25 protein-coding genes, 1 tRNA gene and 1 other RNA gene are annotated in these 25,439 nt (G+C 69.5%); 4 read left to right on the forward strand and 23 right to left on the reverse strand.

The window, feature by feature from the left end:
* Positions 1-131: 131 nt before the first annotated feature.
* The 8 genes from J2S46_RS19225 to ffs all read right to left on the reverse strand — a co-directional run bounded on the left by J2S46_RS19225 (position 132) and on the right by ffs (position 8,701).
* On the reverse strand, positions 132-1,394 hold the full coding sequence (locus tag J2S46_RS19225; protein ID WP_191288968.1) for a hypothetical protein: 1,263 nt from the start codon (positions 1,392-1,394) through the stop codon (positions 132-134).
* Positions 1,391-1,909, reverse strand: coding sequence for a SigE family RNA polymerase sigma factor (locus tag J2S46_RS19230; protein WP_191289048.1), 519 nt, complete (start codon positions 1,907-1,909; stop codon positions 1,391-1,393). The genes J2S46_RS19225 and J2S46_RS19230 overlap by 4 nt, the downstream gene beginning before the upstream one ends.
* 377 nt (positions 1,910-2,286) lie before the next feature.
* Positions 2,287-3,567, reverse strand: a complete 1,281-nt coding sequence (locus J2S46_RS19235) for an aspartate kinase (RefSeq protein ID WP_073924683.1) — start codon at positions 3,565-3,567, stop codon at positions 2,287-2,289.
* A 419-nt stretch (positions 3,568-3,986) separates the two neighbouring features.
* Positions 3,987-4,640 (reverse strand): DUF5063 domain-containing protein, encoded by a 654-nt coding sequence (locus tag J2S46_RS19240; protein ID WP_073924684.1) that lies wholly within the window; start codon positions 4,638-4,640, stop codon positions 3,987-3,989.
* Positions 4,633-5,232: a recombination mediator RecR gene (gene recR, locus J2S46_RS19245; protein ID WP_073924685.1), complete on the reverse strand. Its 600-nt coding sequence runs from the start codon at positions 5,230-5,232 to the stop codon at positions 4,633-4,635. The genes J2S46_RS19240 and recR overlap by 8 nt, the downstream gene beginning before the upstream one ends.
* Positions 5,233-5,671: 439 nt before the next feature.
* Positions 5,672-6,013 carry a YbaB/EbfC family nucleoid-associated protein gene (locus tag J2S46_RS19250; RefSeq protein WP_191288969.1) on the reverse strand — a complete coding sequence of 114 codons (342 nt, stop codon included), beginning with the start codon at positions 6,011-6,013 and terminating at the stop codon, positions 5,672-5,674.
* Between the two features lie 297 nt (positions 6,014-6,310).
* Positions 6,311-8,527, reverse strand: coding sequence for a DNA polymerase III subunit gamma and tau (locus tag J2S46_RS19255; RefSeq protein ID WP_191288970.1), 2,217 nt, complete (start codon positions 8,525-8,527; stop codon positions 6,311-6,313).
* A gap of 77 nt (positions 8,528-8,604) precedes the next feature.
* Positions 8,605-8,701, reverse strand: an RNA gene (ffs, locus tag J2S46_RS19260) — signal recognition particle sRNA small type.
* 128 nt (positions 8,702-8,829) lie between these two features.
* Here ffs and J2S46_RS19265 point away from each other — a divergent pair.
* Positions 8,830-8,914, forward strand: a tRNA-Ser gene (locus J2S46_RS19265).
* A 100-nt stretch (positions 8,915-9,014) separates the two neighbouring features.
* Here the strand turns inward: J2S46_RS19265 and J2S46_RS19270 are convergent.
* From J2S46_RS19270 to J2S46_RS19320, 11 genes are all read right to left on the reverse strand, one after another.
* Positions 9,015-10,262: a tyrosine-type recombinase/integrase gene (locus tag J2S46_RS19270; protein ID WP_191288971.1), complete on the reverse strand. Its 1,248-nt coding sequence runs from the start codon at positions 10,260-10,262 to the stop codon at positions 9,015-9,017.
* Between the two features lie 13 nt (positions 10,263-10,275).
* Positions 10,276-10,512: a helix-turn-helix domain-containing protein gene (locus tag J2S46_RS19275; protein WP_191288972.1), complete on the reverse strand. Its 237-nt coding sequence runs from the start codon at positions 10,510-10,512 to the stop codon at positions 10,276-10,278.
* Positions 10,513-10,977: 465 nt separating this feature from the next.
* Positions 10,978-12,450: an AICE element replication initiation protein gene (locus J2S46_RS19280; RefSeq protein ID WP_191288973.1), complete on the reverse strand. Its 1,473-nt coding sequence runs from the start codon at positions 12,448-12,450 to the stop codon at positions 10,978-10,980.
* Positions 12,451-12,452: 2 nt separating this feature from the next.
* Positions 12,453-13,307, reverse strand: a complete 855-nt coding sequence (locus J2S46_RS19285) for a bifunctional DNA primase/polymerase (protein WP_191288974.1) — start codon at positions 13,305-13,307, stop codon at positions 12,453-12,455.
* Positions 13,308-13,536: 229 nt separating this feature from the next.
* Positions 13,537-13,821, reverse strand: a complete 285-nt coding sequence (locus J2S46_RS19290) for a hypothetical protein (RefSeq protein WP_191288975.1) — start codon at positions 13,819-13,821, stop codon at positions 13,537-13,539.
* Entirely contained in the window at positions 13,818-14,033 is a 216-nt protein-coding gene (locus J2S46_RS19295; protein WP_191288976.1) for a hypothetical protein, read from the reverse strand. Before J2S46_RS19295 ends, J2S46_RS19290 begins: the two co-directional genes overlap by 4 nt.
* A 5-nt stretch (positions 14,034-14,038) precedes the next feature.
* A complete protein-coding gene (locus J2S46_RS19300) occupies positions 14,039-14,224 on the reverse strand; it encodes a hypothetical protein (RefSeq protein ID WP_191288977.1) in 186 nt (61 codons plus the stop codon).
* Positions 14,225-14,264: 40 nt separating this feature from the next.
* Positions 14,265-14,531, reverse strand: a complete 267-nt coding sequence (locus J2S46_RS19305; RefSeq protein ID WP_191288978.1) for a hypothetical protein — start codon at positions 14,529-14,531, stop codon at positions 14,265-14,267.
* Between the two features lie 144 nt (positions 14,532-14,675).
* Positions 14,676-16,880 carry an FtsK/SpoIIIE domain-containing protein gene (locus J2S46_RS19310; protein ID WP_191288979.1) on the reverse strand — a complete coding sequence of 735 codons (2,205 nt, stop codon included), beginning with the start codon at positions 16,878-16,880 and terminating at the stop codon, positions 14,676-14,678.
* Between the two features lie 98 nt (positions 16,881-16,978).
* On the reverse strand, positions 16,979-17,290 hold the full coding sequence (locus J2S46_RS19315; RefSeq protein WP_191288980.1) for a hypothetical protein: 312 nt from the start codon (positions 17,288-17,290) through the stop codon (positions 16,979-16,981).
* The gene (locus J2S46_RS19320; protein ID WP_229912379.1) at positions 17,290-18,168 is read right to left on the reverse strand and encodes a DUF2637 domain-containing protein; all 879 of its coding nucleotides are present in this window, start codon (positions 18,166-18,168) and stop codon (positions 17,290-17,292) included. Before J2S46_RS19320 ends, J2S46_RS19315 begins: the two co-directional genes overlap by 1 nt.
* A 13-nt stretch (positions 18,169-18,181) precedes the next feature.
* Between J2S46_RS19320 and J2S46_RS19325 the strand changes: the two genes are divergently transcribed.
* Positions 18,182-18,322 (forward strand): hypothetical protein, encoded by a 141-nt coding sequence (locus J2S46_RS19325; protein WP_229912381.1) that lies wholly within the window; start codon positions 18,182-18,184, stop codon positions 18,320-18,322.
* 66 nt (positions 18,323-18,388) lie between these two features.
* Here J2S46_RS19325 and J2S46_RS19330 read toward each other — a convergent pair whose 3' ends face one another.
* Together J2S46_RS19330 and J2S46_RS19335 are read right to left on the reverse strand one after the other, a co-directional pair.
* Entirely contained in the window at positions 18,389-18,661 is a 273-nt protein-coding gene (locus J2S46_RS19330) for a hypothetical protein (RefSeq protein WP_191288982.1), read from the reverse strand.
* A complete protein-coding gene (locus tag J2S46_RS19335; protein WP_191288983.1) occupies positions 18,661-18,942 on the reverse strand; it encodes a hypothetical protein in 282 nt (93 codons plus the stop codon). Before J2S46_RS19335 ends, J2S46_RS19330 begins: the two co-directional genes overlap by 1 nt.
* 433 nt (positions 18,943-19,375) lie before the next feature.
* Between J2S46_RS19335 and J2S46_RS19340 the strand changes: the two genes are divergently transcribed.
* Together J2S46_RS19340 and J2S46_RS19345 are read left to right on the forward strand one after the other, a co-directional pair.
* Entirely contained in the window at positions 19,376-20,164 is a 789-nt protein-coding gene (locus J2S46_RS19340; RefSeq protein WP_191288984.1) for a GntR family transcriptional regulator, read from the forward strand.
* 2 nt (positions 20,165-20,166) lie between these two features.
* Complete coding sequence (locus tag J2S46_RS19345) at positions 20,167-20,922, forward strand: glycosyltransferase family 2 protein (protein ID WP_191288985.1); 756 nt, start codon at positions 20,167-20,169, stop codon at positions 20,920-20,922.
* A 64-nt stretch (positions 20,923-20,986) separates the two neighbouring features.
* Here the strand turns inward: J2S46_RS19345 and J2S46_RS19350 are convergent, their stop codons facing one another.
* Complete coding sequence (locus tag J2S46_RS19350) at positions 20,987-21,550, reverse strand: hypothetical protein (RefSeq protein WP_191288986.1); 564 nt, start codon at positions 21,548-21,550, stop codon at positions 20,987-20,989.
* 5 nt (positions 21,551-21,555) lie between these two features.
* Positions 21,556-25,404 (reverse strand): NACHT domain-containing protein, encoded by a 3,849-nt coding sequence (locus tag J2S46_RS19355; protein ID WP_191288987.1) that lies wholly within the window; start codon positions 25,402-25,404, stop codon positions 21,556-21,558.
* Positions 25,405-25,439 lie beyond the last annotated feature (35 nt).

The following is a 25,439-nucleotide window of genomic DNA, read 5'->3' on the forward strand; positions in this document are numbered from 1 at the left end:
GCCGGACCGCTGGGGTGCGCCCTGCCCGCCCCGTGGCGGGCCGCGCGTCCGTCCCCGACCCGTCCCCGGTCGCCCTGCGGGTCGCCTCGCCGGGCCCGCCAGGAACCCGCCGTCCGCAGGCCGGCCGGTGCTCAGCCGGCGGCGGTGGGGCCCGAGGCCGTGGACGGGGCGGGCTGCGGAGCCGTCCGGTAGACCGTGCCGGCGCAGGCACCGGCGACGGCGGCGGTGATCGTGGCGGCACCTGCGGGCGCCGGGGTGTACGCCAGCGTGATGCTCGTGGCGGGGGCGCTCGACCCGGCGGTGGGGCTCGCGGTCGGGCTGGGCACGCTGGTGGGCCCTGCCGTCGGGGAGCTGGACGGCCCGGACGCCAGGCCGGCAGTCGGCGCGGCCGAGGGGGCGTCCGCGGCGGCCCGCGGCGCCGGTGAGGCCGGGTCCTGGGGGGCCGGCGGCCCGCCGGGCCGTGCACAGGAGCCGCCGGGCACCCAGCCGAACTGCACCCGGTAGGCGGCCTTCGGCATCAGCACGGGCGGTCCGGCGGCGGCGATGCCGACCGGGTCCGGCAGTGCCGTCGCGGCGTCGCCCGCCAGGTGGTCCAGGACCTTCACCAGGGCCGGGTCGGACCCGGTCGCGGCGCTCACCGTCAGGGTGCCCGGCCCGCTCAGCAGGCAACTGCGCCCGGAGGTGTTGACCACCGTGAAGGAGCCGTAGATCGCGCCCGCCGCGTCCGGCCCGCCGACCTGGACGGTGCCCTGGCCCAGATCGGCCCGCTCGCACTCCGGCAGCGGCGGCGCGCCCGCCCCCGGCCCGGCCGAGACGGCGCCGATCGCCGTCCCCCCGGCACTCGCCGCGGCGGACGTGCTCGGTGACCCGGGCCAGCCCCCGGTCGTGCCGCCGGCACCCCCCCAGCTGTAGGGGCCCGACGGCCGGCCGGCCGGAGCCCCGCCGGTGGTCCGGGCGGGCGAGGGAACGGTGCCGGTGGCGTCCGCGGTACCGACCGCGGCCGGGCCGGACAGGCCGAGGCCCTCCGGGTAGTGCAGGGCGGGCAGGGTGACCGCGGCGGCCAGCGCCACGGCGGCGGCGCCCGTCCAGAGGCCCCGGCGGACGGCCCGGCGGCGGGGCACACCGCTGCGGATCCGGGCCAGCGCGGTGCCGTCCGGGTGCAGCCCGGCGACGGAGCGCCGCATGAGGTCCCGGAGGAGCTGCTCCTCGGCCGACAGCTGCCCGCCGGGGCCGCCGAGGTCACCGGTGGCGTCCGACCCGGCCGGCCCGGCCGCCTGGTCCGAAGCGCCCGGCCCGTCCGGGCGCTCGACGACGCCGGGGCCGCGGATGCCTTCGGGGCCGCCGGGCTCACCGGGTTCGCCGGGCGGGGAGGCCGGCCGGTGGTCGTCGGTCATCGCCCGGCCTCCATCTGCACCCGCAGCGCGGCGAGCCCCCGCGACCCGTACGCCTTCACCGAGCCGAGCGAGATGCCCAGGGTGTCGGCGACCTGCGCCTCCGTCATATCCACGTAGTAGCGCAGCACCAGCACCTCCCGCTGACGACGTTGCAATCCCCCCAGAGCGGCCTTCAGTTGGTCGCGCTCCAGCGCATCGTAGGCGCCTTCTTCTGCACTGGCCATGTCAGGCATCGGCTTCGGCAGCAGCCGCAGGCCGAGGATGCGCCGGCGCAGCGTGGACCTGGAGAGGTTCACCACCGTCTGCCGCAGGTAGGCGAGGGTCTTCTCCGGCTCGCGGACCCGCCGGCGGGCGGCGTGCACCCGGATGAACGCCTCCTGGACGACGTCCTCACAGCTGGAGAGGTCGTCGAGGAGCAGCGCCGCCAGCCGCAACAGGGAGCGGTAGTGGGCCTGATAGGTCTCGGTGAGCAGGTCTTCGCTGGTACCCGCCGTGCCGGCTGCGACCGCCGTCATCGTGCCTTCTACCGACCTATCCACCGGCCGCAGGGCGCGCGGAGACAGTGTCGCGACGTTCATCGCCCCGACACCGACCCCTACCCCGACCATGTTCGCCACGCCCGTTGGACACTCGATCCCCTGTCATGGTTGCCCAGCTCGCGGCACATTCTCCCGCATAGGCCGAATCCCCCTCCAGGGGTGGGAGGGGGATTCTGACAGTTTGTCTCAGAAGAGGCCCGGCGGCACCGGTCCACCCGGCCGCGCGCGGCGACCCGGAGCGGGCCACGGCGGGCCGGAAGGCCTGCCGGGCCAGGGCCGCACCCGGCCGGACCGGGACCGGGCCCAGCCGCACAGGGCGGCGGGACCCGGCCCGTGGTCCAGCGGCCGGCGGCTCAGCGGCCGGTGCCGCCGTAGACCACGGCCTCGTCCGTGTCGCTGTCCAGACCGAAGGCGGAGTGGACGGCGCGGACGGCCTCGTTGACGTCGTCGGCGCGGGTGACGACCGAGATCCGGATCTCCGAGGTGGAGATCAGCTCGATGTTCACGCCGGCCTCGGAGAGCGCCTCGAAGAAGGTCGCGGTGACCCCCGGGTTGGAGCGCATACCGGCGCCGACCAGGGAGATCTTGCCGATCGCGTCGTCGTAGCGCAGCGACTCGTAGCCGATGCCCTCCTTGACCCGGCCGAGCGCGTCGATGGCCTTCTGGCCCTCGGCCTTCGGCAGGGTGAAGGAGATGTCGGTCAGACCGGTGGCGGCCGCCGAGACGTTCTGCACCACCATGTCGATGTTGACCTCGGCGTCCGCGATGGCGCGGAAGATGCGGGCCGCCTCGCCCGGCTTGTCCGGCACGCCGACGACCGTGACCTTGGCCTCGGACGTGTCGTGGGCGACCCCGGAGATGATGGCCTGCTCCATCTCGCCCCCTTCGGGCTTGGTCGGGTTGGTGCTGCTGACGATGGTCCCCGGAAGCCCGGAGAAGGACGAGCGTACGTGAATCGGGATGTTGTAGCGGCGCGCGTACTCGACGCAGCGGTCCAGCAGCACCTTGGAACCGGAGGACGCCAGTTCCAGCATGTCCTCGTACGCGATCCAGTCGATCTTGCGGGCCTTCTTGACCACCCGCGGGTCGGCGCTGAAGACGCCGTCCACGTCGGTGTAGATCTCGCAGACCTCGGCCTTCAGCGCCGCCGCCAGGGCGACGGCGGTGGTGTCCGAGCCGCCGCGGCCCAGGGTGGTGATGTCCTTGCTGGACAGCGAGACACCCTGGAAGCCCGCCACGATCGCGATGTTGCCCTCGTCCAGGGCGGTGCGGATCCGTCCGGGCGTCACGTCGATGATGCGCGCCTTGTTGTGGACCGAGTCGGTGATGACACCGGCCTGACTGCCCGTGAACGACTGGGCCTCGTGACCCAGGGATTTGATCGCCATGGCCAGCAGCGCCATGGAGATCCGCTCTCCAGCGGTCAGCAGCATGTCGAACTCACGGCCGGCAGGGATGGGTGACACCTGCTCCGCGAGTTCGATGAGCTCGTCCGTCGTGTCGCCCATCGCGGACACCACGACGACGACCTCATGGCCGTCCTTCTTGGTGTCGACGATTCGACGGGCCACGCGCTTGATGCCCTCGGCATCCGCAACGGATGAGCCGCCGTACTTCTGCACGACAAGGCCCACGTGCGCTCCTCGACTTGTGTCGGTTCTCCGGTGACCGGGTCAGCCGCGGGTGGCGCCTGCCGGCCGCCGGACCCCCGGTGTGCGCCGGGGTTCTGCGGTCCGCGCCAGTCTACCGAGCAGGGCGGCCCCGCCAGCCGCTTTCCATATGATGAGACGCCTGTTTCACCTGATGGTCAGCCGTCCGACGCTCCGACGGGCAGGTCTGCGGACCGGCCGGTGCGGGCCCGGAGAATCGGCGGGCGGCGCGGGGCGGGCCCCGGAATTCTTTGACCGGCCCACGCCGAAAAGATTTTCCGAGGCCTGCGTCACAGTCCGTCCACCCGGCCGTTCCGGCCCCGCCGGGGCACTCCGGAGCCCGCCCGGGGCGCCCGCCGCCCCGTACCGGGGCCGCTCCGCGGACCCGGTGCGGCCGCCGCGCCCTAGAGACCGAGTTCGGCCGCCATCAGGTCGCCCGCCTGCTGCTCCAGCTGCTCGTCCGTCAACCCGTCGTCGTCCGTGTCCGCGCCGTCCTCGGCCGCGCCCAGCGGGCTGTCCAGCCGGACGTGCGCGATCAGCGACTGCAGCGCGCGCAGCACCGCCGAACAGGTCGAGCCCCAGTTGGAGAGGTACGAGAACTGCCACCACCAGAGCGCCTCGCTGACCCGGCCCTCGCGGTAGTGGGTCAGCCCGTGCTGCAGCTCACTGACCACGCCGGCCAGATCGTCCGAGATCCGGAAGGCGTTCGGCCTGGTCGGCGGCTCGTACGGGTCGAAGACCTCGTGGTAGACGTCGATCGGTGCCAGCAGCTCGGCGAGCCGCTCGCGCAGCTCCACGCCGTCCGGCTCCGGGCCCGCGTCGGGCTCGAACCGGTCGTCCGGCACGACGTCCTCGATCGCGCCGAGCCGGCCGCCCGCCAGCAGCAGTTGCGACACCTCCAGCAGCAGCAGCGAGACGGCGCTGCCGGGCTCGTCGCCCTTGGCCACCTCGGTGACCGCGAGGACGAAGCTCTCCACCGAGTCCGCGATCTGCACCGCGAAGTCGTCCGGCTCCGAACCGTGGGCGTGCGTATGGGTACCGTGCGTCTGGTCAGACATCGAGCAGTCGTCTCCCTTCGAAGGCCCGGCCGAGGGTGACCTCGTCCGCGTACTCCAGGTCCCCGCCGACGGGCAGTCCGCTCGCCAGCCGGGTCACCCTCAGGCCCATCGGCTTGCACAGCCGGGCCAGGTAGGTGGCGGTCGCCTCCCCCTCCAGGTTGGGGTCGGTGGCCAGGATCAGCTCGGTGACCGTGCCGTCCGCGAGCCGCGCCAGCAGCTCCCGGATCCGCAGGTCGTCCGGGCCGACGCCCTCGATCGGGCTGATCGCGCCGCCCAGCACGTGGTAACGGCCGCGGAACTCCCGGGTGCGCTCGATCGCCACCACGTCCTTGGACTCCTCGACCACGCAGATCACCGCGAGATCGCGCCGCGGGTCCAGGCAGACCCGGCAGCGCTCGGACTCCGCGACGTTGCCGCAGACCGCGCAGAACCGGACCTTGTCCTTGACCTCCAGCAGCGAGTGCGCCAGCCTGCGGACGTCCGTCGGGTCGGCCTGCAGGATGTGGAAGGCGATCCGCTGCGCGCTCTTGGGCCCGACGCCGGGCAGCCTGCCCAGCTCGTCGATCAGGTCCTGAACCACGCCCTCGTACAACGTCGTGCCTTCCCTCGTGCCTGCCTGCGGGCCGGTCGCCCGGTCCTGTCCGCGGTACCGGTCGCCCGGTGCTCCGCCGTCCCGCCGGTCCTCCCCGAGCCGACGGGGGCGGCACCGGCCGCGCCCTGGGGCCGGTCGGTCCGTCCCGCGGCGGGTGCCGACGGTCCGGTGCCATCATCCAACGAATCGGGCGCCGGACACACCGTCCGACGCCCGACTCCCTCACAAATCACACAATGCCGTCGCCACGGTCACCCGCTGTTCGAACGGAAGCCCCCGGCCGGCCGGAACCGACCGGTCCTGACCGGACGTGGACGGGTCGTGCCTGACGCGGGCGGGGTGCCGGGCGAGCCCCGGTCGCCGGCCCGAGCCCCGGCCCCTGGTGCGGGCCCGGGGCAGCCGGCCCGCACCGGTGGTCGGATCCGGGTGGTCCGGGTGGTCAGAACGGCAGGCCGGGGATCCCGCCGCCGCCCAGGCCCTGGGTCAGCGGACCCATCCGCTCGGCCTGGATCTTCTGCGCCGCCTGGTTGGCGTCGCGGACGGCCGCCAGGATCAGGTCGGCCAGGGTCTCGGTGTCCTCCGGGTCCACGGCGGCGGGCGCGATGGTCAGTGCCACCAGCTCACCGGCCCCGGTCACCGTCGCCTCGACCAGGCCACCGCCCGCCGAACCGCTCACCTTCGCCTCGGCCAGCTCCTGCTGGGCCCGGGCGAGCTCCTCCTGCATCTTCTGCGCCTGCTTCAGCAGCTGCTGCATATTGGGCTGGCCACCACCGGGAAACACGGCTCACTCCTGCCTGAATGCGGACGTCGGGTACGCCCTGGGAACACACCGCCCGCCCGGCGGCTCCGGACCCGGAACCCCGTACCGCGGTGTACGTCACCGGCGAGCCTACGTGCTGCGGATGAACGGCGCGGGGCCATCCGGCGCGGAACCGCCGCGGCCCGCCCCCGGCCCGTGCCGGGTGCGGGCCGGGTCCGCGCGGGGGCGTGCCGGGCCGGGCCGGGTGCGGAGCCGGTCCGGCCCCGGGCGCCGGACGGCGCCGGGGGGCAGGTGCGGGCCGGACGGCACCCGCGCCTCTCACCCTCCCGTGTGGTGGATCTCCTCCAGGATGGTCGCGCCCAGCTCGCGCATGATCAGCTCCTGGCCCGAGAAAGCCTCCGCCTGCGGGGCGGGGCCGTCGTTCTCGGACATGTCGTCCTCCGGCCCCGCTCCCGGACCGGCCTGCGGCGCCGGTGGCTGCGGCGGACCGTCCGAAGGCCGCCCCTGCCCGGGCCCCTGGCCCGGCCCGCCCTGCGCCGAAGGAGCCGGCTGGGCGGACTGCGCCGCCTGGACCGGCCGGGCCGGCGCCGGCGCGGCGGCGGGCGTCGCCATCGGCGTGAACGCGGCGGGTGCCTGCGGCAGCGGACCGGGCGCGGCCGAGGCCGCGTGGGCGCCACCGCCCCAGCCACCACCACCGCCACCACCGGAGGCGGGCGGCGGCGCGCTGCCGCCCGACGGATCGACGATGCACTCGATCCGCCAGTCCACGCCCAGCGCGTCGGCCAGGGCCTGCTTGAGCACGTCGTCGCTGTTGCTGCTGACGAAGCTGTCCCGGGCGCCGGCGTTGATGAAGGAGACCTGCAGCACGCTGCCGTCGAAGCCCGCGACCTGCCCGTTCTGGCTGAGCAGGATCCAGGTGAACCGGCGGCGGTTCTTCACCGCCTCCAGGATCTGCGGCCACATCTGCCGGATCTGCGCCGCGCCCTGCGCCGCGGCGGGCGACGGCTGGCCGCCACCGGGCGGCGCCGCCACCGGGGCCGGCGCGGCCACGGGAGCGGGAGCGACCGGAGCCGGCGCCACCGGCTGCGCGGCCGCCGGAGCGGCGGCCCCGCCGGCCGGCGGGAAACTGCGCGGGATCGGCCAGGCACCGGGAGCGGGTGCCCCCGCCGCCGCGGGCGCCGGAGCCGCCGGGGCGGCCGGCGCGGCCGAGACCGGCGGGTAGGCCGCCGGCGCCGGCGCGGGAGCCTGGTACGTGGGTGCGGGAGCCTGCGGCACGGCGGCGGCCGGAGCGGCCGTCGTCGGCATCGCCGCGACCGCTGCCCCCGCGCCTGCGCCGAATCCGGCCCCTGCCGGTGCCTGGGCCGCGAAGCCGCCGGCGGCCGCCCGCCGCTCCAGCTTGTCGAGGCGGGCCTGCAGCGACAGCTCGTCGCTGTAGGCGCCGGGCAGCATCACCCGGGCGCAGATCAGCTCCAGCTGCAGCCGGGGCGCCGCGTTGCCGCGCATCTCGGTCAGGCCGGTGTTGACGATGTCGGCCGCGCGGCTCAGCTCGGCCGCACCGAAGGAGTCCGCCTGCGCCTGCATGACCGCGACCCGGTCCGCCGGAGCGTCGATCAGGCCCTTCTCCCCCGCGTCCGGGACGGTGGCGAGGATCACCAGGTCGCGCAGCCGCTCCAGCAGGTCCGTGACGAACCGCCGCGGGTCGTGCCCGCCCTCGACCACCCGGTCGATGACCTGGAACACCGTCGCGCCGTCCTGGGCGGCGAAGGCGTCCACCACCTCGTCGAGCAGCGCCGAGTCCGTGTACCCGAGCAGCGCCGTGGCCATCGTGTACGTGACGCCGGCCTCGTCCGCGCCCGCCAGCAGCTGGTCCATCACCGACATCGAGTCACGGACGGAACCGGCGCCGGAGCGCACGACCAGCGGGAAGACCGAGTCCTCGACCTGGATGCCCTCGCGCCCGCACACCTGCGCCAGGTAGTCCCGCAGCGTGCCGGGCGGCACCAGCCGGAACGGGTAGTGGTGGGTACGGGAGCGGATCGTCCCGATCACCTTCTCCGGCTCCGTGGTCGCGAAGATGAACTTCAGGTGCTCCGGCGGCTCCTCCACCACCTTCAGCAGCGCGTTGAAGCCGGCCGAGGTCACCATGTGCGCCTCGTCCAGGATGAAGATCTTGTACCGGCTGTGCACCGGCGCGAAGAAGGCCCGCTCCCGCAGGTCGCGCGCGTCGTCCACACCACCGTGCGAGGCAGCGTCGATCTCGATCACGTCGATCGACCCGGGGCCGCCGGTCGCCAGGTCCGTACAGGACTGGCAGACCCCGCACGGCGTCGGTGTCGGCCCCTCCGCGCAGTTCAGGCAGCGGGCCAGGATGCGCGCGCTCGTCGTCTTGCCGCAGCCGCGGGGGCCGCTGAAGAGGTAGGCGTGGTTGACCCTGTTGTTGCGCAGGGCCTGCTGGAGCGGAGCGGTCACGTGCTCCTGCCCGATGACCTCGGCGAAAGTCTCGGGGCGATAGCGGCGGTACAGGGCTAGGGACACACCACCGACGATATCGGGACGCACGGACAAACGCGGCGCCCCTCGGCCCCCGGCCCCGGTCGACCCCGCCCCGGGAACGCAAAGACCCCCCGTGCACCCGCCAGAGCCCTCCTACCCTTGCTGCCTTCCGGCCCTGGGGGGGTTCAGAGAGATAACGCCACACGAGGGGCTGCCCCCAGAGTAGCGGATCCCGGGCCCACCTCCTACCGCCCACCCCTCCTTCCGATCCGCAGGTCCCCGCCCGCGACCACCTGCGGATAGCTGGTCGCGAGCACCCCCAAACATGTACTAAGCTCTCCCACGGAGGATTCGCCTAGTGGCCTAGGGCGCACGCTTGGAAAGCGTGTTGGGGGCAACCCCTCACGAGTTCGAATCTCGTATCCTCCGCACCCGCCCGCCAGGGCAAACGTAAGGCCCCGACCGCACTGCGGTCGGGGCCTTCGTCGTTCACCGTCTCAGTTTCCGTCTCACTCGGCCCCTGTGGGCCCTACTCGGCGTTCTCCCCCGCGCCATCGGCCGGCGGCCCCCAGAGCAATCCCTGAATCTTCCGCGCGGTGTCCCGGAGGATCGGGTCCGTCACGTGCTGGTAGCGCTTGGCCATCGACGTGGACGACCACCCCATGATGGCCATCACGATCCGCTCGGGCACTCCCAGGATCAGCAGCACCGTCCCGGCGGTGTGGCGCGCGTCATGCAGCCGGGCGTCCCTGACCCCGGCGGCCTGAAGCATGTCCTTCCACTCGTGGTAGTCGGTGTTCGGGTTGAGTGGCTCCCCCGTGGGCGACGTGAAGACGTAGCCCTTGTCCACCCAGAGCTGCCGCGCCGCCTGCCGCTCCCGGTCCTGCGCCTCCCGCTGCTTCCGGAACAACGAGATCAGCTCATCCGGGAGCGGGATCGGACGGCGGCCGGCCCGGGACTTCGTCTCCTTTGTCTCCCGGCGGATCTGCTTCCGCTGCTTGCAGAAGCCCGCCTTCCGACCGCAGTCCTCGGCGCACCCGTGCTCGTACTTCGGCCGGAGGCGACCGCGGCGGAGCCGGACGATTCCGGTTTCCAGATCGAGGTCGGACCACTTCAGTCCGAGGGCCTCGCCCTGCCGCAGGCCCAATGCCAGCGCGACCACCCACCGCACCGGGTGCCGCCGGCGGCCGGCCTCCAGCAGGATCTTCTGCACTTCCTCGACCGAGTAGGGCTGGATCTCCTCCTCTTCGAGCCGCGGCGCCTTCGCCTCCTTCGCCACGTTGATGGTCAGGTGCCGCCGGCGGACGGCTTCGCCGAGTGCTACCCGGATGGTCCGGTGGACCTGGTGGGCGGTGCCTGCCTTGCTGCCGGCGGCCTGCATCTTCTTGTAGAAGCGCTCCAGGTGCTCGGCTTCGAGCCGCTCCAACCGGTGGGCGCCCAGGCCCGGGACCAGGTGGACCCGGACGGCGACCTCGTATCCGGCGATGGTGTTCTCACTGACGCTCAGCGGCGCGATGTTCTCCACCCAGTGCATCAGCCACTTCTCGACCGTCCAGGCCTTGCCCGGCTTGCGGACCGTCCCGGCGTCGCGGAGCTTCTCCAACTCGCGGACGGCCTTGATGACTTCGGCCTGTGTCTTGCGCTCAACGTGTCGGCGATCCGGCTTGCCGTCGTCCTTCACGCCGACGGTGATTCGGCCGTGCCACTTACCGTCGCCACCGAGATAGATGGACGACGTTCCGTTCGGGCGGCGGGTGCGCTTGTCGTTGTCTGCCACGGCTTCTCTCTGGTCAGGCCGCGATCGGGGCGGCGCTGTTCTTCCGCATGCGGCTGCGGACGTAGGTGGTGAGGGCCTCGGCCGGGACCCGGCGGAGCCGGCCGATGGGGACGCTCTCGATCTCGCCGTCGCGGATGAGGGCGTACATGGTGGTGCGGCCGATGCCGAGACGGCGAGCGGCCTCTTCGACGGTCAGGGCCACGAGGGTGGGGTCGAACGCGACGGGGTTCTCGGGCAGGGCGGTGGTCATGGTCGGTCCTCCTGGCGGTGCGGGCGGTCGGAGGCGTCTCGTCGTGGTGCGCGTGTGTCCGAGGTGCGGATTTCTGCGTCACCGCGTCATCAGCGTCATTCGGGCCTCTGACCTGTGGCTTTGGGTGACGCAGCGGTCCGGGCGTGCGTCACCCGTGCGTCATCGGCTGCGTCACCGGGTGACGCATAGGTGACGCAGGTGACGCAGGATGACGCAGAGGGCGGCGTCTGCGTCACCGCTATAGCCACAGGTCAGGGGTCGTTTTTCGTCCCGGGTGACGCAGGTGACGCAGGATCTTCCTCTTAAGACAAAAGAGGGGCTGTCTGTTGCAGTTCGGTGCCTCTCAGAGCGAGAAGCAGGGCCGCTGCGCGGCACGACCCTCGGGCGGCTTCGCCGAACAGCAAGAGGAGCACCCCGCGCGGGAGGCCGGTGCTCCTCTTGCTGTTCGGGTGAACGCGGCACGGGTCAGAGTGCCAGCTGTTCGTGCGGCGGCGCCGGGACCCGGCGGGTCATTTCGAGGTAGCGGCCCTCTTTGGTTCGGCCGGTGTCGATGAGGACACCGCGCGCCGCAAGGGTCGGTTGGAGTCGCTTGAGCCGGTCGGAGAGGACCTTCCCGGTGGTCGGCCACCCCTTGGGCACCGGGCGCTGTTCCTCGCCGATGTGCAGGAGGCTGAGGCACAGCAGCCACTCGGTGGAGGTCATCCGCTGCGCTTCCCCCGGGGTGATGGTCTCGGCGTGCCGCAGGACGGTCTGTGCGAGGAGGTCACCCTCGATCACGTCGTCGTTCAGGTCGTCCAGGCCGGCCCGGTACGCGGCCAGCGCCCCGAGACCGGTCGCCGCGTCCAGTTGCGCGCACAGGTGCGCGAAGTCGGCCATCCGCAGGTCGGTGGGCGTTTCCGCGTCGGCGGCGCGGACCTGGACCGTGAGGTCGAGCAGGGACCCGAGTACGACGGGCAGGGCCTGTTCGTAGTCCGCCCACAGCTCGGCTTCGGTGCGCCGGGCGCGGGGCCGTTCCAGCCGCAGCGGCAGCAGTCGCTCCGCGAGGTCGGGGCGGATGACGCCCACGTCGATGCCGGTCAGGAGCAGGGGCCTGCGGTAGCTGACGCGGAAGACGTCCCCGTCGGTGAACAGGGCGCGCTTGACGCTCTCGGCCCCGGTGACGATGCAGCACATGGCGTCGGAGAGGTCGGGGGTCATGTAGCTCAGGTTGTCCAGGGCGGTGACCCATCCGGCCGCGACCGCCGCGATCAGGTTCTCCTCGTCCTTGGGCGCCCGGCGCAGGTCGCCGCTCGTGCCTTCGATGATCCTGGTGAGCATCCGGCCGGCGGTGGACTTGCCGGCGCCCTGCGGACCGGTGAGGAACGTTGCCGGGACGGGCACGGACGGGCCCAGGCAGCCGATCAGCCACGCGATCGCCAGGCACTCGGCCTGCGCGTTGGCGAAGTTGGTCAACCCGAACAGCAGGTCGATGCCCTTGCCGTCGGTCTCCTTGACCGGCATCGGCAGTTCACCGGTGAGCTGGGTGCGCCGCCAGCACACCTCCCGGGGGTCCGGGGTGGCGATGTCCCACCCGGTGGGGTGGATGCGCACCGACTGCCCGTCATCGCGGCCCAGGTCCAGCCACGTCGCCCCATCGAACCCGGGGGCGACGCGGATGTGGACGGGCTGCACGTCCTCAGTCAGGGCGAGCGCTTCGATCAAGTCCAACGCCTCCTTCATCGCGGTTCCGTTGAAGACGCCGATGCCGTCCCGGTACAGGCCGACCATGAGTTCCTGACGGTGGCTTCCCGTGGTGCCCTGGGAACGGATCGGGCGGGCCACCGGGTGGCCGTTGCGCTGCGCGTAGACGGTGCCGTCGGCGGTGCGGAAGTACCGGAAGTGCGCCCCGGCGTAGTCGGCGATGACCTCACGCGCGGGGTTCTTCTCGTCCTCGGACACGGCTACATCCCCAACCGGGTCAGGGCGTTGGTCCACGCGTCGGCGCAGTGCCGGGGCGATTCACCCTTGGCCCGCGCGGCGGCGAACAGCCGCTCCGTGTGCGCCTCGGTCAGGCACCCGCACCGTCCGTGCGTGGACAGCACCGCGAGGAACGCCCCGAACACGGTGGCGTGCACCGCGCCGGTGGCCTGGGTGATGCGCTGCTCGGCCATGGCAATGCCCCGCGCCAGATAGGCCGGTGTGCGGTGCGGACACCTCCCGCCCCCGGCCGGTGTGGGCACGGTGACGGCGGCCGGCCGGACCGGCGCGGGCTCCCTCACCACCAGCAGGCGGACGGCGTCCGGCAGGACGGTCATGGCTCCCGTGCCGGGGCCCAGCCACCGGGCGTAGGACATCAGTGACTTGATGTCCACGTCGGGCCGCACCGCGTTGGCGGAGGGCATGGTGCCCTTGTACAGCCAGTGCTCGCCCCGGGTGGTCGCCACGGTCCGGGTGGAGGGCAGGTTCTCACCCGCCCAGGCGATGGCGTCCGCGTTGTCGAGGTCCACGACGGTCAGGCCGGTACCGCCGGGGTGGTAGGCGACCGCTGCCGCCTGCCGCCACGCCCGTGCCCACGCCGGGCTGGTCAGGACGGCGTGGTCGGTGGTGGCGGCGGCCCAGCCGTGGCAAGGCGCCGGGCAGAGGCAGGGCCCCGGGGTCTTCATGTTCGGCCGGCCGCCGCACGCGTTGTCAGCGCACTGCCGGCAGTTGCCGAACGTCTTCTTCCCGGCACGCACCGGCAGCACGGGCACCCCGGATGCCGCCAGGGCGAGTGCAGTGGGCAGGTGCTCTGCCCGGATGTGGGTCGGTTGGGTCATGCTGGGTGTCTCCAGTTCTCTGTGAAGGTTGCTGGATAGGCGGCGGCCCCGGTTCCTGGCGGGAGGGGGCCGCCGCCGTCGTTCATGGCGTTCTCGGCGCAGACCTTGTGCGAGGGCCTGCGCTGGTCGTCTCGGAGCGGTGTGGGGCGGCGGCACCAGTGGCAGGGCAGATCGCGGGTGCGGTCGAAGTGGCGGGCGTCGCGCCAGTCCAGGCCCACGGCCGGGGTGCCTAGGCGGCGCGGCGAGCGTGCGCTGTGGTGGTGGGGAAGGGCAGGACGGTGGCGAGGCGCGCGACCGGCGCCGGGACGGTGTCGGGGGCGGGCTCGCGGTCCGGGTCGGTGCCGCCGCCGTCCTCACCGCTGGCGGCGCGTTCGGCGGCGTGGTCGGCGAGGACCTGGCGGACGGCGGCGGAGTCGGAGGCGTGCCCGCGCAGGGACCAGGCGCAGGCGGCGCTGCCAGCGACGAAGGGGCCGAACAGGACGGCGGCGGCGACGAGATCGGTCGTGGTGCTCACGGGGTTCCTCCGGTTCGGGCCGCGAGGGCGAGGGCGTCGAGAACGGTGGTGCCGAGGTCGGCGAGGCGGGTCTCGATGGCCTGCCAGGACTCCGGGTCGATGTGCATGAGGGCGGCGAGGGCGGCGGGCGCGTGGCCGTCGGCGGCGGCGGTGAGGGCCTCGCGCAGGTGGACGGCGGCGAGCGGCCGGATCACCGGGGCGGTGGCGGTCACGGGCGTCACTGGCCGATCGCGTGGACCGCGGCGGCGAGCAGGTCGTTGACCGGCCCGGCGAGGCCGGTGGAGGCGGCGGTGAACCCGGACAGCCACACCAGCAGGGCGGAGCCGACGGTGACGCGCTTGAACCACACGAGAGCGCCGGTGACGGCGGCGAGCAGGAACGCGGTGGAGACGGTGACAAGCACGGGGCGGTGTCCTTCCGAATCAGTTTGGTCCGGGGTCGAGCTACTGGCGGGCGTCGTCGCGCAGACGCTGCGCGGTGCTACGGGCGGCGGCGCTGTGGTTGTGGATGCGGCGCCCGACGCGCAGGCGCAGGCCGGTGGCGCGGCAGCGCTTGCAGGGCTTGGGGCGCCGTCGCAGGCCCCGGGCGGGGGCGGTGCGGCCGGTGCCGTCGCACTTGCGGCAGCGCCCGAAGGGGCTGACCGCACACACCATGGCGTAACCAAGAGTGACGGCGAGTAGGCAAGCGATAGCCAGGGCTATGGGGGTCACGAAGGGGGCTCCTGACGCGGTTCTGGGTGTTTCGCGAGGCCAGCCGCTATCCGCTAGCAGGCTGATCAGAGCTGGTTTGGGGCGCTACCGGGGGTGCTACCGGTAGCGGGTTGCCCTGCTACCGGTAGCACCCCCGGGGGTGGGTCAGGCGGACCGCTTTCCGTCACGCTCCGCGATGGCGGCGGTGATCCGGTCGCGCTCGACGCCGCGCCGGTTGACCTGCCGGCCGTCGATGCGCCGCGACATCTGGACGGTGTCGATGCCGAACGGCTTGAGGACCAGGGCCAGCTGCTCGGGCTCCCACCCGCCATAGCGGCCCTCGTCCAGCGCGGCGAGGGCGGAGACCAGCGTCTCCGACCACACCTTCGGCTCGGCGGCCGGCCAGATGGAGAGCAGGTCGTCCAGCAGGCTGGACTTGCTGCTCTCGCGCTCCGGGGCCTGACCGGCGGCTACGCCGGTCAGGGTGCCGGCGGTGATGCGGGCGGCGCGGGCGCGGTCCATGATGCGCCCGGCCGCCGGGCCGTCGATGTAGTAGGAACGCACGATCTGCGCGTCGGTGGCGGCGCCGACCAGGTAGCCGATGCCCTTGTCGTTCGCGGTGAACGTCGTCGCCCGCAGCCCGTTCTTGTAGGACGAGGTTCCCAGCACCATGTCGTTCTCGGTCTGGCCCATGACCCGCAGGCAGAACCGGATACCGACGTTCGCGGACACGCCGGAGGGCAGGGAGCGGACGTCGGGGCGCTGGGTGGCGAGCATCAGGATCACGCCCATCGCGGGCCCGCGCTTGATGATGGCCTCGGACAGCTCCCCGGCCTCCTTGCCGAACTTGTCGTGGGAGAACAGCTCCTGGCACTCGTCGATGATCAGGACCAGCGGGTGCAGCCCCAGTGCCCGGTCGGCGGCGAGTTCCGGGGTGACCTTGTTCTCCGGGCGCCGCTCCTTGGGCAGGGAGCGCAGGACGGCGGCGCGGCGCTCCAGTTCCTTGTGCACGTACCGCAGGGATCCGACGGTGCCTTCGATGGTGTCGTCGTCGGCGCCGGACCCGTAGTCGGCGGCGACCTTCGCCGCGTCCTCCAGATCCCCGGTGCCCTTCAGCTCCCACACGTGCAGCTCCGCCGTGGGGTCCAGCGCCGCAGCGAGCATCAGGACCCGCAGCGCGAAGGTCTTCCCGAACCTCGGCATGGCGCCGATCAGCACGTTCGCGAACATCAGCGTCATGTCGACGGGCCGGCCGCGCTGGTCGGTGCCGAACGGCAGCGGCCGGAACAGCGAGGCGGCGCCAGCCTTGGCGAGCGGCCACGCGGGGGCCTTGACCTGCGACATGTCCTGATCGCCGACCCACAGCATCAGCCGCCCGGCGTGCTGGTCGTGCACCGGCTCCGGCCACACGCAGCCCATCGGGCGCCGCAGGCCGGAGGCGAGGCGGTCGCGGCGTTCGATGATGTCGATCGCGGTGACGCCGTAGGGCAGGTCGATGTCGGCGCGCCAGCCGGGGCCGTCGCGGGTGATCGGCGCCGGGAACGTGATCCCGGTGCCGCCCTTGCCCATCGCCTTGTTGATCTCGGCGTTGCCCATCGCCCCGAGCGCCCGGACCACGATGTCGGAGGTGAGCCGCTGCACCTTGGTGGCGACGACCGCCCGGTCGATGAGCGGGGCGTCGGCCTGCCCGCCGGCCGCCCCCAGCGCCAGCGCCAAAGCCGCGGCTACCGCGAGGGCGGTCCAGCCGGGGGTGGCGACCAGCAGGACCGCGGTGAACGCGACGCCGAGCAGGGAGGCGAGCAGCAGGATCGCGGACCGCCCGCGCACCCTCGCGTCCCGGCGGCGGGACAGGATCAGGTACTGCTCGACGTCCTCGCGGCGGACGGCGGCCGCCCGCACCGGGCGGGACTCCGCGTCGGACACCCATCGGTAGGTGCCGCCGACCAGGCGGGCGGTCCCGCGAGGTGCCCGCCCGAGCAGCTTCGCCCCGTACAGCGGGGAGCGCACCGCGTGGTAGCCGAGCGTGTGGGCGACGTGCTCACCCAGCCAGCGGGAGGCGGTGATCAGTTCGGCCCTGGAGCGGGCCCAGGCGGGGATGATCGGGCGGCGCTTCGCCGCGCGGGCGGTCGCCCACCGGTCGCCGACGGTGTCGCCCTTGGAGGCGGGGGTGTCGACGTAGACGGACGGCCCGTCGTCGCTGTCGTCCGCGTCGCCGTCCTGCTCGGGGGCGGTGCGGCGCTGGCGGGCCTTGTCGAGATCCAGGACGGACCCGCCGGCGGCCGGGCCGGGGACGGTCGGGTAGTCGGTGGCCATGTCCGCTTCCAGGCGGGCGAACAGGTCAGCGTTCTGGTCGTGGTCGTCGTGGTTCACTGAGCTTTCTCCTCACAGAGATGTGCGGGTGAAGGCCCGGGGCGGCCGGTCAGCTTGCCGGCAGGAACGGCCGTCCCGGGGTCGCGCAGGGGGTGCGGTCAGGACGGGTCGGCGACGGTGTCCAGCAGGGTGCGGGTGGTGCCGGCGTAGGTCTCGGCGGCGGCCAGGCAGGCGGTCGCGGTCTCGACCAGGTCCCGGGCGAACGCGAGGGTCTCGTCCCGGGTCGCGTTGTAGGCGGAGCCGATGGTGAGGGAGTCGACGCCGTCGGTCAGGACCAGGAACGGCGCGTCGTCCTGGTGCCTGCAGCCGAAGACCTCGTGCTGGGTCCGGGCGCTGGCGCGGAAGTTCACGGAGACGCTCAAGGCGGTGTCCTTCTGTGTTCGCGGGGTGGAGAGGTTGGCGCTGTCCATCACGTGGAGGCGAGGACGGCGGCGGGCTGTGCCTGGGGGTCGCGCAGTTCCTGGTAGCGGGCGGCGATCCACCCGGCCGACCATCCGGTCAGCTCCACCGCCTGACGCTGCGGCAGGCCGGCCGCGCACGCGGCCCCGGCGACCTCACGGGCCCGCTGCTCGGTCAGCTTCTCGGCGACCGGACCGCCGGACAGCAACTCCTGACGGGCACGCTCGGCGGCCTCACGCTCATGCCGCTCACGGGCCAGACGCTCCTCGCGCTCACGGCGCTCACGCTCGCTCACCTCACGCTCACGACGCTCACGCTCGGCCCGCACAGCGCCCTCCCGCCGCTCCTTCTCCTCCCGCTCGAAGGCCTCACGCCGGACGCTCTCCTCGCGCTGCTCGCGCAGGATCCGGGCCTCGTGCTCACGCTGCTCACGGGCCAGCGTCGCGTCGTGGTCGCGGCGTTCACGCTCGCGTCGCTCGGCTGCTTCGAAGTCCGCGATGCGCTCCTCGCGGGCCCGGCGCCGGTCCTCCTCGGCCCGTCGTTCACGCTCCGCGCGCTCGGCGCGCTCGGCGGCTTCACGGGCGGCCACTGCGGCGGTGATCGCCCGCCGGTAGGCGAGCGAGGTCTCCGCCGTGACGATCAGCAGCAGCGGCGCAACGGAGTGAACCGCCACCCCGACCCGATCGCGGTCCAGCGCGGACTGACCGACGTTGAGCAGCACCGTCATGATTCCGGTCAGCCAGCGCAGCACCGTCGGCCAGCGGCCGCCGTCGCCGCCGAGCCGGGCCAGGGTGCTGTCCATGCGGACCACGATCACCACGGCCGCGTCCACGACCAGCGGCAGGATCGGGGCCGTCCACTGCCACCCCTTGGGGGTGTGTCCGCTCATGAGCGGGGTCACCGTGAGCACGCTGTACAGGACAGCGCCGCACGTGATCGTCCACGTCCCCGCGCTCAGCGCACGCTCTGCCGAGCGGATCTGCTGCGGGCTCACCACCGCCCTCATTGCGACCACCGCCCGCGCTGCGCCGAGCGGACGGTGAGCGCGGATGCGGTGCCCATGAGCGCCGTGAGCGGGGCGGTGGGCACCCGGTACTTCGCGGCCCGGTTCACCTGCGCCACCCCCGCTTCGGGGCGTCGGCGGTGAATCCGGCGTAGCCGTCCTCCGGGGCGGTGGGGTGGCCGAACATGGTGTCCGCCGCGATCGCGGCGGCGCCGATACCGGAGATCACGGCGGCGACCGTCGGGTGCCCGGATTCGGCGACGGTGCTGGCGATCATGCCGCCGTAGGTCGCCGTGCGGCGGTCCGCCGCCGGCGCCCCGTAGCTGTCGGTGCAGTACGAGATGGCCGCCCGGTCCAGGGCGGCGCGGATGCGGCCCATCAGGCCGCCACCCCCACCGACACCACAGCGGCGGCGGCCACGGACCGGACCCGCCGCAGCGGAACCGGCGCCGTGTTGAGCAGGCTGTGGGCGTAGGCGGCCAGCTCCGGGTCCTCCCGGTACAGGTCCGCCAGCATCCCCTCCGCTGCGTCCAGCCGGGCCGCTCGCTCGGACGCTGACTCACCGGGCACCCCGGCGAACAGCTCCACGTCCACGCCCAACGCCAGCTCCGCGAACTCCAACGAGTTCGCGGCGTACCGTCCTGCAACAATCGACCTCACGGGTCTACCTCTTCCTCTATGGAGTGTGGGCCCGAGGGGCTGTCGCGCGACTGGCCAAGGACAGCGCGACGGCCCCGTCCTGTCGGGCCAGGACTGCAGGTCATGTGACGAGCAGCCATGACCCCCGACCCGCCACAGGCGGCACGGATCGGGGACCAAAGTCACTCGTTCTCGATCAGCACTCTTTTGAGTTCTCAAAGACCGGCGATCACATCAGCCGTAGGCGTGCGGCTAAGCCGCCTTCCCCGACACCTCAGGTCGCGCATGGCTCGAACAGGCATAAAGGGCCATGCTTGCCTGTTCCTCAGGATGAGTTCTCCTGAACTCCTCAAGAGGAGCTGATGAAGACTATGAGGCCCCGTCAGCCTCGCGTCAACACCTCTTGAGGACTTAAGCTGTCGTGGTCACCCATTGAAGGGCAGTGAGGTCCGAAATGGCCAAGTACGAGAAGATTGCGGACGACCTTCGCGTCCGTATCCGCGCCGGCGAGTGGCTGCCCGGTGGCAAGCTGCCGTCCGAGACGCCCGAACTAACCGCGCACTACAAGACCAGCCTCCCGACCATCCGGCAGGCTCTTGGTGTCCTGGCGGCCGAAGGCGTCGTGGACAAGGTCCACGGTCGGGGCAACTTCGTCCGCAAGCCGCGAAAGCGAGTCATGCGGACGAACCAGCGTCACCAGTGGGAGAAGGACCGTGCCCGCGCCCCCGAAGGCACCCGGAAGGCAACCGGTGCGACCGAGCACGACACCGGCCTGACTGTCTCGGACCTGGTGTTCAGCGCGGACTTCCGGAAGGTGGAGGCTGGTGAAGTGCTGGCCGATATCTTCGGTGTCGCTGCGGGCACGCCACTACTGGAGCGGATCTATCGCACGCGCTACCAGGAGGAGGATGCGCCGTTCAACCTGTCGCACTCCTACTTGGTCTACGACGTCGTTAAGGCGAACCCGGACCTCCTGGACGCCAGCACCGAGCCTTGGCCAGGCGGAACTCAGAATCAACTCTTCACCCTCGGCATTGAGCTGGACCGAATCGAAGAGCACTTCACAGCGCGCCCGCCGACGGCTGAAGAGGCTGAGGAACTGGGCCTCCGGGCCGGCGTATCGGTGCTGATCGTCCGCAAGGTCAGCATCGACACTGGTGGGCGAGTGGTCGAGGTATCTGACGTCACCCTGCCGGGTGACCGCACCGAGCTGGTGTACACGACTCCTCTGAACAGGTGGTGAGCATGACCAACGTCATTTCCGTCATCACGGCGGTGCACGGCCCGGCGGCGGAGTATCTGGCAGACGCTTACAAGTCGCTCATTGAGCAGGAACTACCCGCAGGTTGGGACTGGCAGTGGGTCATCCAGGAGGATGGCGAGACCGACGACGTCGCTCCGCACGTGCCGGACGACGCGCGCATCAGCTTCGGACAGGGCCGTCACGGGCGCGCCGGCATGGCCCGCACGATGGGGATGTCCCGCGTCACCGGCCAGTACGTCAGAGTTCTCGACGCCGACGACATGCTGACCCCGGGCGCACTGGCACGCGACATCGCGGCGCTTTCCCGGCCCGGTATCGCCTGGACGACATCGCGTGTGCTCGACCTCTTGCCGGACGGCCGGACCGTCGGCTTCGACCAGGACCCGCCGGAAGGCCCGATCGAACGGGGCGAGGTGCTCCGCCACTGGAAGGCTCACGACTTCCGGGCACAGGTGCACCCGGCGACGCTGTGCGTCCGACAGGAACTCGTCCTGGCCCTGGGCGGATGGATGGCGCTGCCGGCGTCGGAGGACACCGGGCTGCTGATGAGCCTCAACGCCGTGAGCCGCGGTTGGTTCACCGCGGAGACCGGTCTCCTGTACCGAAAGTGGCCCGGACAGAGCACCCATCAGGCCGCCCACAGCGCGGAGGTCGAGCGCACTGCCCGTATGGGAGTAATCGAAGCGCGGGCCGAAGCCCTGTTGGCTTTGGAGAGCTGGCGTCTCAACGAAGCCTGACAGAGCTGGCGCGGCCCAGGCGGCGAGGACCGTTCCTCGCCGCCTGGGCCGCGCTATGTCGGGCCTACTCCTCCACCGCGGGAGTGCGGCTCTCGGGGAGGATCAGGCCACGCGAGGTGTGCGAGTCGCCGACGAACCCGCCGCTCACCCCGAGGTCAGCACGAGCCAGCTCGTGGAAGGCGTTGATCGCACGGAAGATTCCGGCATGCAAGGCCCGCCACTCCTCCAAGGTGCCCACGACCAGTCGGCGCGCACGCCAGTCGATCGCCAGGGCAGTAGCGTTCACCTCGTGCGCGGCGTCGATTACCCGGTCCTCTGCGAGCATCATCAGCCGTTCGAAAGCCAGGGCACGGCGCCCCTCAGCCTCAGTGAGATCCATCAACAGCTCGTGCTCGGTCCGCGGCATGGACCGAAGATCGTGCGTCACCTCGTACGCCAGCACAGCCGCATAGATGCAGGCCCGGACGCTGCCGACGTACTCGACATACGCATCGAGCTTCTTCTCATCCCATCGCACCCGGCGCTGGTCCTTGCGGCGGCTCCGTTCCATGAGCTGATTCGTTGCCCAAGTCGTAAGCCCGCCGAACACTACGGCAGCGATCGTTACAAGCTGAGTGATGGTGTCCATATATGTCAGCGCACTCGCATTGCGGAGAAGTCAATCTTTGTCAGCATGCTGGTCTGATCGGCAACTAGGCGATCGAAAGCAGTCTTGCGGGTCTCATAATCGACTTCCTCGACCCTATCAAGGAAAGCTAGAAGTAGCTTCTGCTGCATTACATCGTGCATAAGGTTGATCTGGGAAATTACCATATCGGGCCGAGCGACCCCCGCTTCGATGCCGTTAACGAGTGCGGCCAATCGATCGTCAAAGTCCCTCCTGTCGCTAGGTGGGAAAAATGACCCGACCGCAACACAGGCAAACATTCTCCTATCCGCACCGACCTCCTGACTCGACCTCACCGTAGACCATTCTTTCTTGATCTTACCCTGCGCCCTCTTGGCCAGAGAGGTGAGATCGGATTCGCACACCAAAGCTCCCAGGCCGGTAAGCGTGAAGTCGGCTACCCAGGCGCGGGTAATGTGTGAATTAACATACGGGATCGGGCGGCCACACTTTTTGATGAATTGGTCGAGCCATGCGATTAGATTGGCGCTTGGATTTTTGACGCGCGCAATCCAGCCAATATCGACGAATTCATTGAGGTCATTCGAAATCTCGGAGATATTTTTTAGGTAGACGACATCATCGTCATTTAGCGGGTTCCCAGCGAGGCCATGCCTAACAGCCATGAGGGCCACGAAGGCTAGATGTGAGCGGCTATATCCAGAACCGCACGCGGACAGTGCATCGCTCAAGTTTTTCAGTGCGCTCGAAGATCTTCTTTTAGGGTTCAAGCGATCAATGAACCCCACTGGACTTGCCAGGTATGGGAGGTACGGCGCCCCATGCTTAACGCTTTCGCGAAACCCGGATGTGGCATGCCGGCAATCCATGATGCCGACCCAACTGTTCTCGATCTTTTGCCAGCATTCGTGATCGCCAAGCAGGCCCTTGTTGATATCGCCCTCTGATGCCTGGCCACTCTCGACGTCCTGAAGAGCTGCGGCGATTGGCCATGGGAAAATTCGTAGCATCATGTCGTTGGCACTTGCACCAGACGCTCGAATGGCTGCCAATGCCGACGCAAGCGCTGCAACAGACGGTTCTTTTGCGAAATCCCGAGTCTTCGAAATCCAGCTTTCTTCTGGAATTCCTGAGAGGTCGATATCCTTCCAAAGAGGATGCTCGTCATGACGTGGAACCTCCACGCTGAGCTGAGCAACTCCAAGGTCAAGCACTGAAGCGGTACCGGATGAATGCTGATATCCTTCGAAAAGGAAACCACGGAGACGGTTGAACCACGGTGGAATTTGGCGAATTTCCGGCGAGGTGGAGTAGTCCCGAAACGATCTCCCCAGGCACACTCTTAGCATTTCGGGAATGCGAAGATCCAGGAGGTCGCTCATCGCAATGCCGAGCATATGACCCGACCCCATTTTGAAGCCGATCTCGATAAAATTACTGCGCGTTTCAGCCGTGCTGGATGCGTAAGCCCTCTTCAGCGTTCCGACGGCCCAATCACTGTCAATGGTAGCCATGGTAGAAAGAAACGTCAGAAGTGATTCGGTTACCCGGCCAGTTTCAATCAGCCAGATTTCGATGTTCTCCCGGGCAGTCTGGAGGCCGCTCTCACTGAGTGAAGCAGGCAATACTTCCAAAAGGTCGGCCGCGGGCTGGCCAAGAAGCTTCATCGCCAAATCTACTAGAACGGACTCATGCTTGGGGGCCTTAACCATCCCGTCGGCAAGGATTTCCACTGCTAGCCGAGATCCGAGTAGCAGCCTACGAGTCGGCATGTCGGGATCTTTGGCGTAGCTGTTCATCTCCGAGACCACCGCGACCACAGAATCACGTAGATGACGCCTGTCGGCGAAGATCTTACCGACAGAAAATAGGAGAACATTTCTCCAGTGTGCACTTGCGCAGATCTCACGCAGCCGATTCCGCACATCTTCATCGCGTGCAGACATCAGCGCATCTGCTGCCCAGAATTCTTGCAGGGATCTGATCTCAAACCCTACTTCGCCAGCTCGTGAGGGCACGAGAAATACGAGCCTATCAGTGGCAGCAAGCCGGATCGATGAGGTGAGTACGTCAAGAATTGATCCGGTATGCCCCTCATTTTCAAGTCGCTGCCTGATAATATCTGCGAATTCATCCAGGTTGATTCTGGATTCAGTATCGCCAGACCTCTCACTCTTTGTCTGAAGAAGCAATCCAACATCGGCGTGAATAGTGTCAATATCGCCGCGGTGATCCCGCAGTAGATTCGTCGAAGGCCCTTCCTTTTCGAGCTCCCGTTCATAGATCACTCGATAGTAATCTTTGAAGAGGGTGTATCTATCTTTCGGAGCCTTGCCCATGCGGTCTAGTAGGACCGCCATGATGGTGACCTGAAGTGGGGATGACATCAGGCGGGCGGTAGAAGCTTCGCCGGCCGCCTGTCGCAGGCGGGCCATCAATCGGTCTGAACGTTCAGAGGCGGCGCCGTGGCGGGCGGTTGCTAGCTTCTGTCCATAGCGGAGAGCGTGGGTGTTATCCAGTGGCTTTAGTTCAAGATGTGTGAAGTGTGATGGAGAAAAGTCATCGGTATAGCCTTGTGGGCGAGTAGTAGCAACAATCACAACGTCAGCAGACGACTCCTCAATGTCCAACATAAACTCATTGACCGCGGAAATGACTTGATCTCTGTTGCTTGATGTCGGAACTTCATCCAGGCCGTCAAGGAGAACTAGCCAGGGGAATGCTCCGAGCCATTCACGCAGATCGTGGGGTGTCACGTTGAAATTCGAGGCACTTGATACGCGAGATGCGATGAACTGCAGGATTGATTTTGACCGCTGATGCGCGAGGTCATCAGCAAGCTGCGTCAAGGGAATCTTGACGGGCCATCGATGAGCCTTTGGCGTTAGCCCTTCCTTGGAAGCATGGGCTCCAATGAGATCTATCGCCTTGGTCATTTCATTTGTTCGACCAATTGGAGTTCCTACGGTCATCTTTGTGCGATAGAGCTGGCAGAGGAACTGGCTTACGGTACTTTTTCCTTGTCCTGGCCCCCCGATCAGAACGTACCTATCACTGTGGGCCTTGCTTTGCCGTGACTGGGATTTTGATGCTCTCGCATCACACACATCAATGAGCGTGCGCAATACCTGGCCTGCTGGCCCTGAGTGATGGTCGCCAGCTGGTCCGATTGGAAGGTCGATAAAAACGTCTGCGAGAGAGATTTGAAGATCTTCTGCCGAACCGGCCTGATCGAGATTCACGTGAAGGTCGCGAAGGAGCTCTCGGGCTAGGTATCGCTGTAGGGCCGTGCCGACTTCCCGTTTGCGCGAGGATACCTGGGCGTAGAGTTCGGTAAGGATATCCCCGGGAAGTACCCATGCCGCGTAACTTGTCCGGATTGTTGGATGCTTCTCAAGTAGGCGATTTACGGACTCCCCGTGCCAGACGTGCCACCCCTTTATCCCGAGGGCCGCGCACTGTGAGGCCAACTCCTTGCCAACGCGATCCAGTCCTCCAGTTTTTGGGACGCCGGAAAGGGTTACGTTTGTGGCGAAGAGAATGTACTCGGGTTTATTTCCTCTTTTGGTGGAGGTTTTCCACTCGGCCATCTCTTTTCGAATTTGGCTGATAAGCCAGGTTGCGTCCTTTTGGGGCGTGGTCAATGTGTCACAATACTTTGCCTGAAGGACGCCGTACCCGTGCCAAATCGGCCCGTTATCGCCGAACTTTGTGTTTCCCTCGAAGGTTGCTTCTCGTCCTCCATCGGGCCCCGGACCAAAAACGGTCACTGCTGAGCCAAACTCCGCGATGGCAAGCGTCTGCGTCAGGTTCTCGAACTCGCGCGAACCCAGCTTCGAGAGATCAAACTTCATGGCGACAGTATGACCGGGTCTGGGCCTCGCCGTAG

This window comes from Kitasatospora herbaricolor (genome assembly GCF_030813695.1).
GTDB lineage: Bacteria > Actinomycetota > Actinomycetes > Streptomycetales > Streptomycetaceae > Kitasatospora > Kitasatospora herbaricolor.

Coding starts and splice junctions, on each gene's coding strand:
- J2S46_RS19320 (WP_229912379.1), bottom strand. CDS start 18,168: ATGAGCGGACACACCCCCAAGGGGTGGCAGTGGACGGCCCCGATCCTG.
- J2S46_RS19230 (WP_191289048.1), bottom strand. CDS start 1,909: ATGACGGCGGTCGCAGCCGGCACGGCGGGTACCAGCGAAGACCTGCTC.
- J2S46_RS19225 (WP_191288968.1), bottom strand. CDS start 1,394: ATGACCGACGACCACCGGCCGGCCTCCCCGCCCGGCGAACCCGGTGAG.
- J2S46_RS19275 (WP_191288972.1), bottom strand. CDS start 10,512: ATGACCACCGCCCTGCCCGAGAACCCCGTCGCGTTCGACCCCACCCTC.
- J2S46_RS19340 (WP_191288984.1), top strand. CDS start 19,376: ATGGCCAAGTACGAGAAGATTGCGGACGACCTTCGCGTCCGTATCCGC.
- J2S46_RS19350 (WP_191288986.1), bottom strand. CDS start 21,550: ATGGACACCATCACTCAGCTTGTAACGATCGCTGCCGTAGTGTTCGGC.
- J2S46_RS19330 (WP_191288982.1), bottom strand. CDS start 18,661: ATGGGCCGCATCCGCGCCGCCCTGGACCGGGCGGCCATCTCGTACTGC.
- J2S46_RS19240 (WP_073924684.1), bottom strand. CDS start 4,640: ATGTCTGACCAGACGCACGGTACCCATACGCACGCCCACGGTTCGGAG.
- J2S46_RS19345 (WP_191288985.1), top strand. CDS start 20,167: ATGACCAACGTCATTTCCGTCATCACGGCGGTGCACGGCCCGGCGGCG.
- J2S46_RS19285 (WP_191288974.1), bottom strand. CDS start 13,307: ATGACCCAACCGACCCACATCCGGGCAGAGCACCTGCCCACTGCACTC.
- J2S46_RS19355 (WP_191288987.1), bottom strand. CDS start 25,404: ATGAAGTTTGATCTCTCGAAGCTGGGTTCGCGCGAGTTCGAGAACCTG.
- J2S46_RS19315 (WP_191288980.1), bottom strand. CDS start 17,290: ATGGACAGCGCCAACCTCTCCACCCCGCGAACACAGAAGGACACCGCC.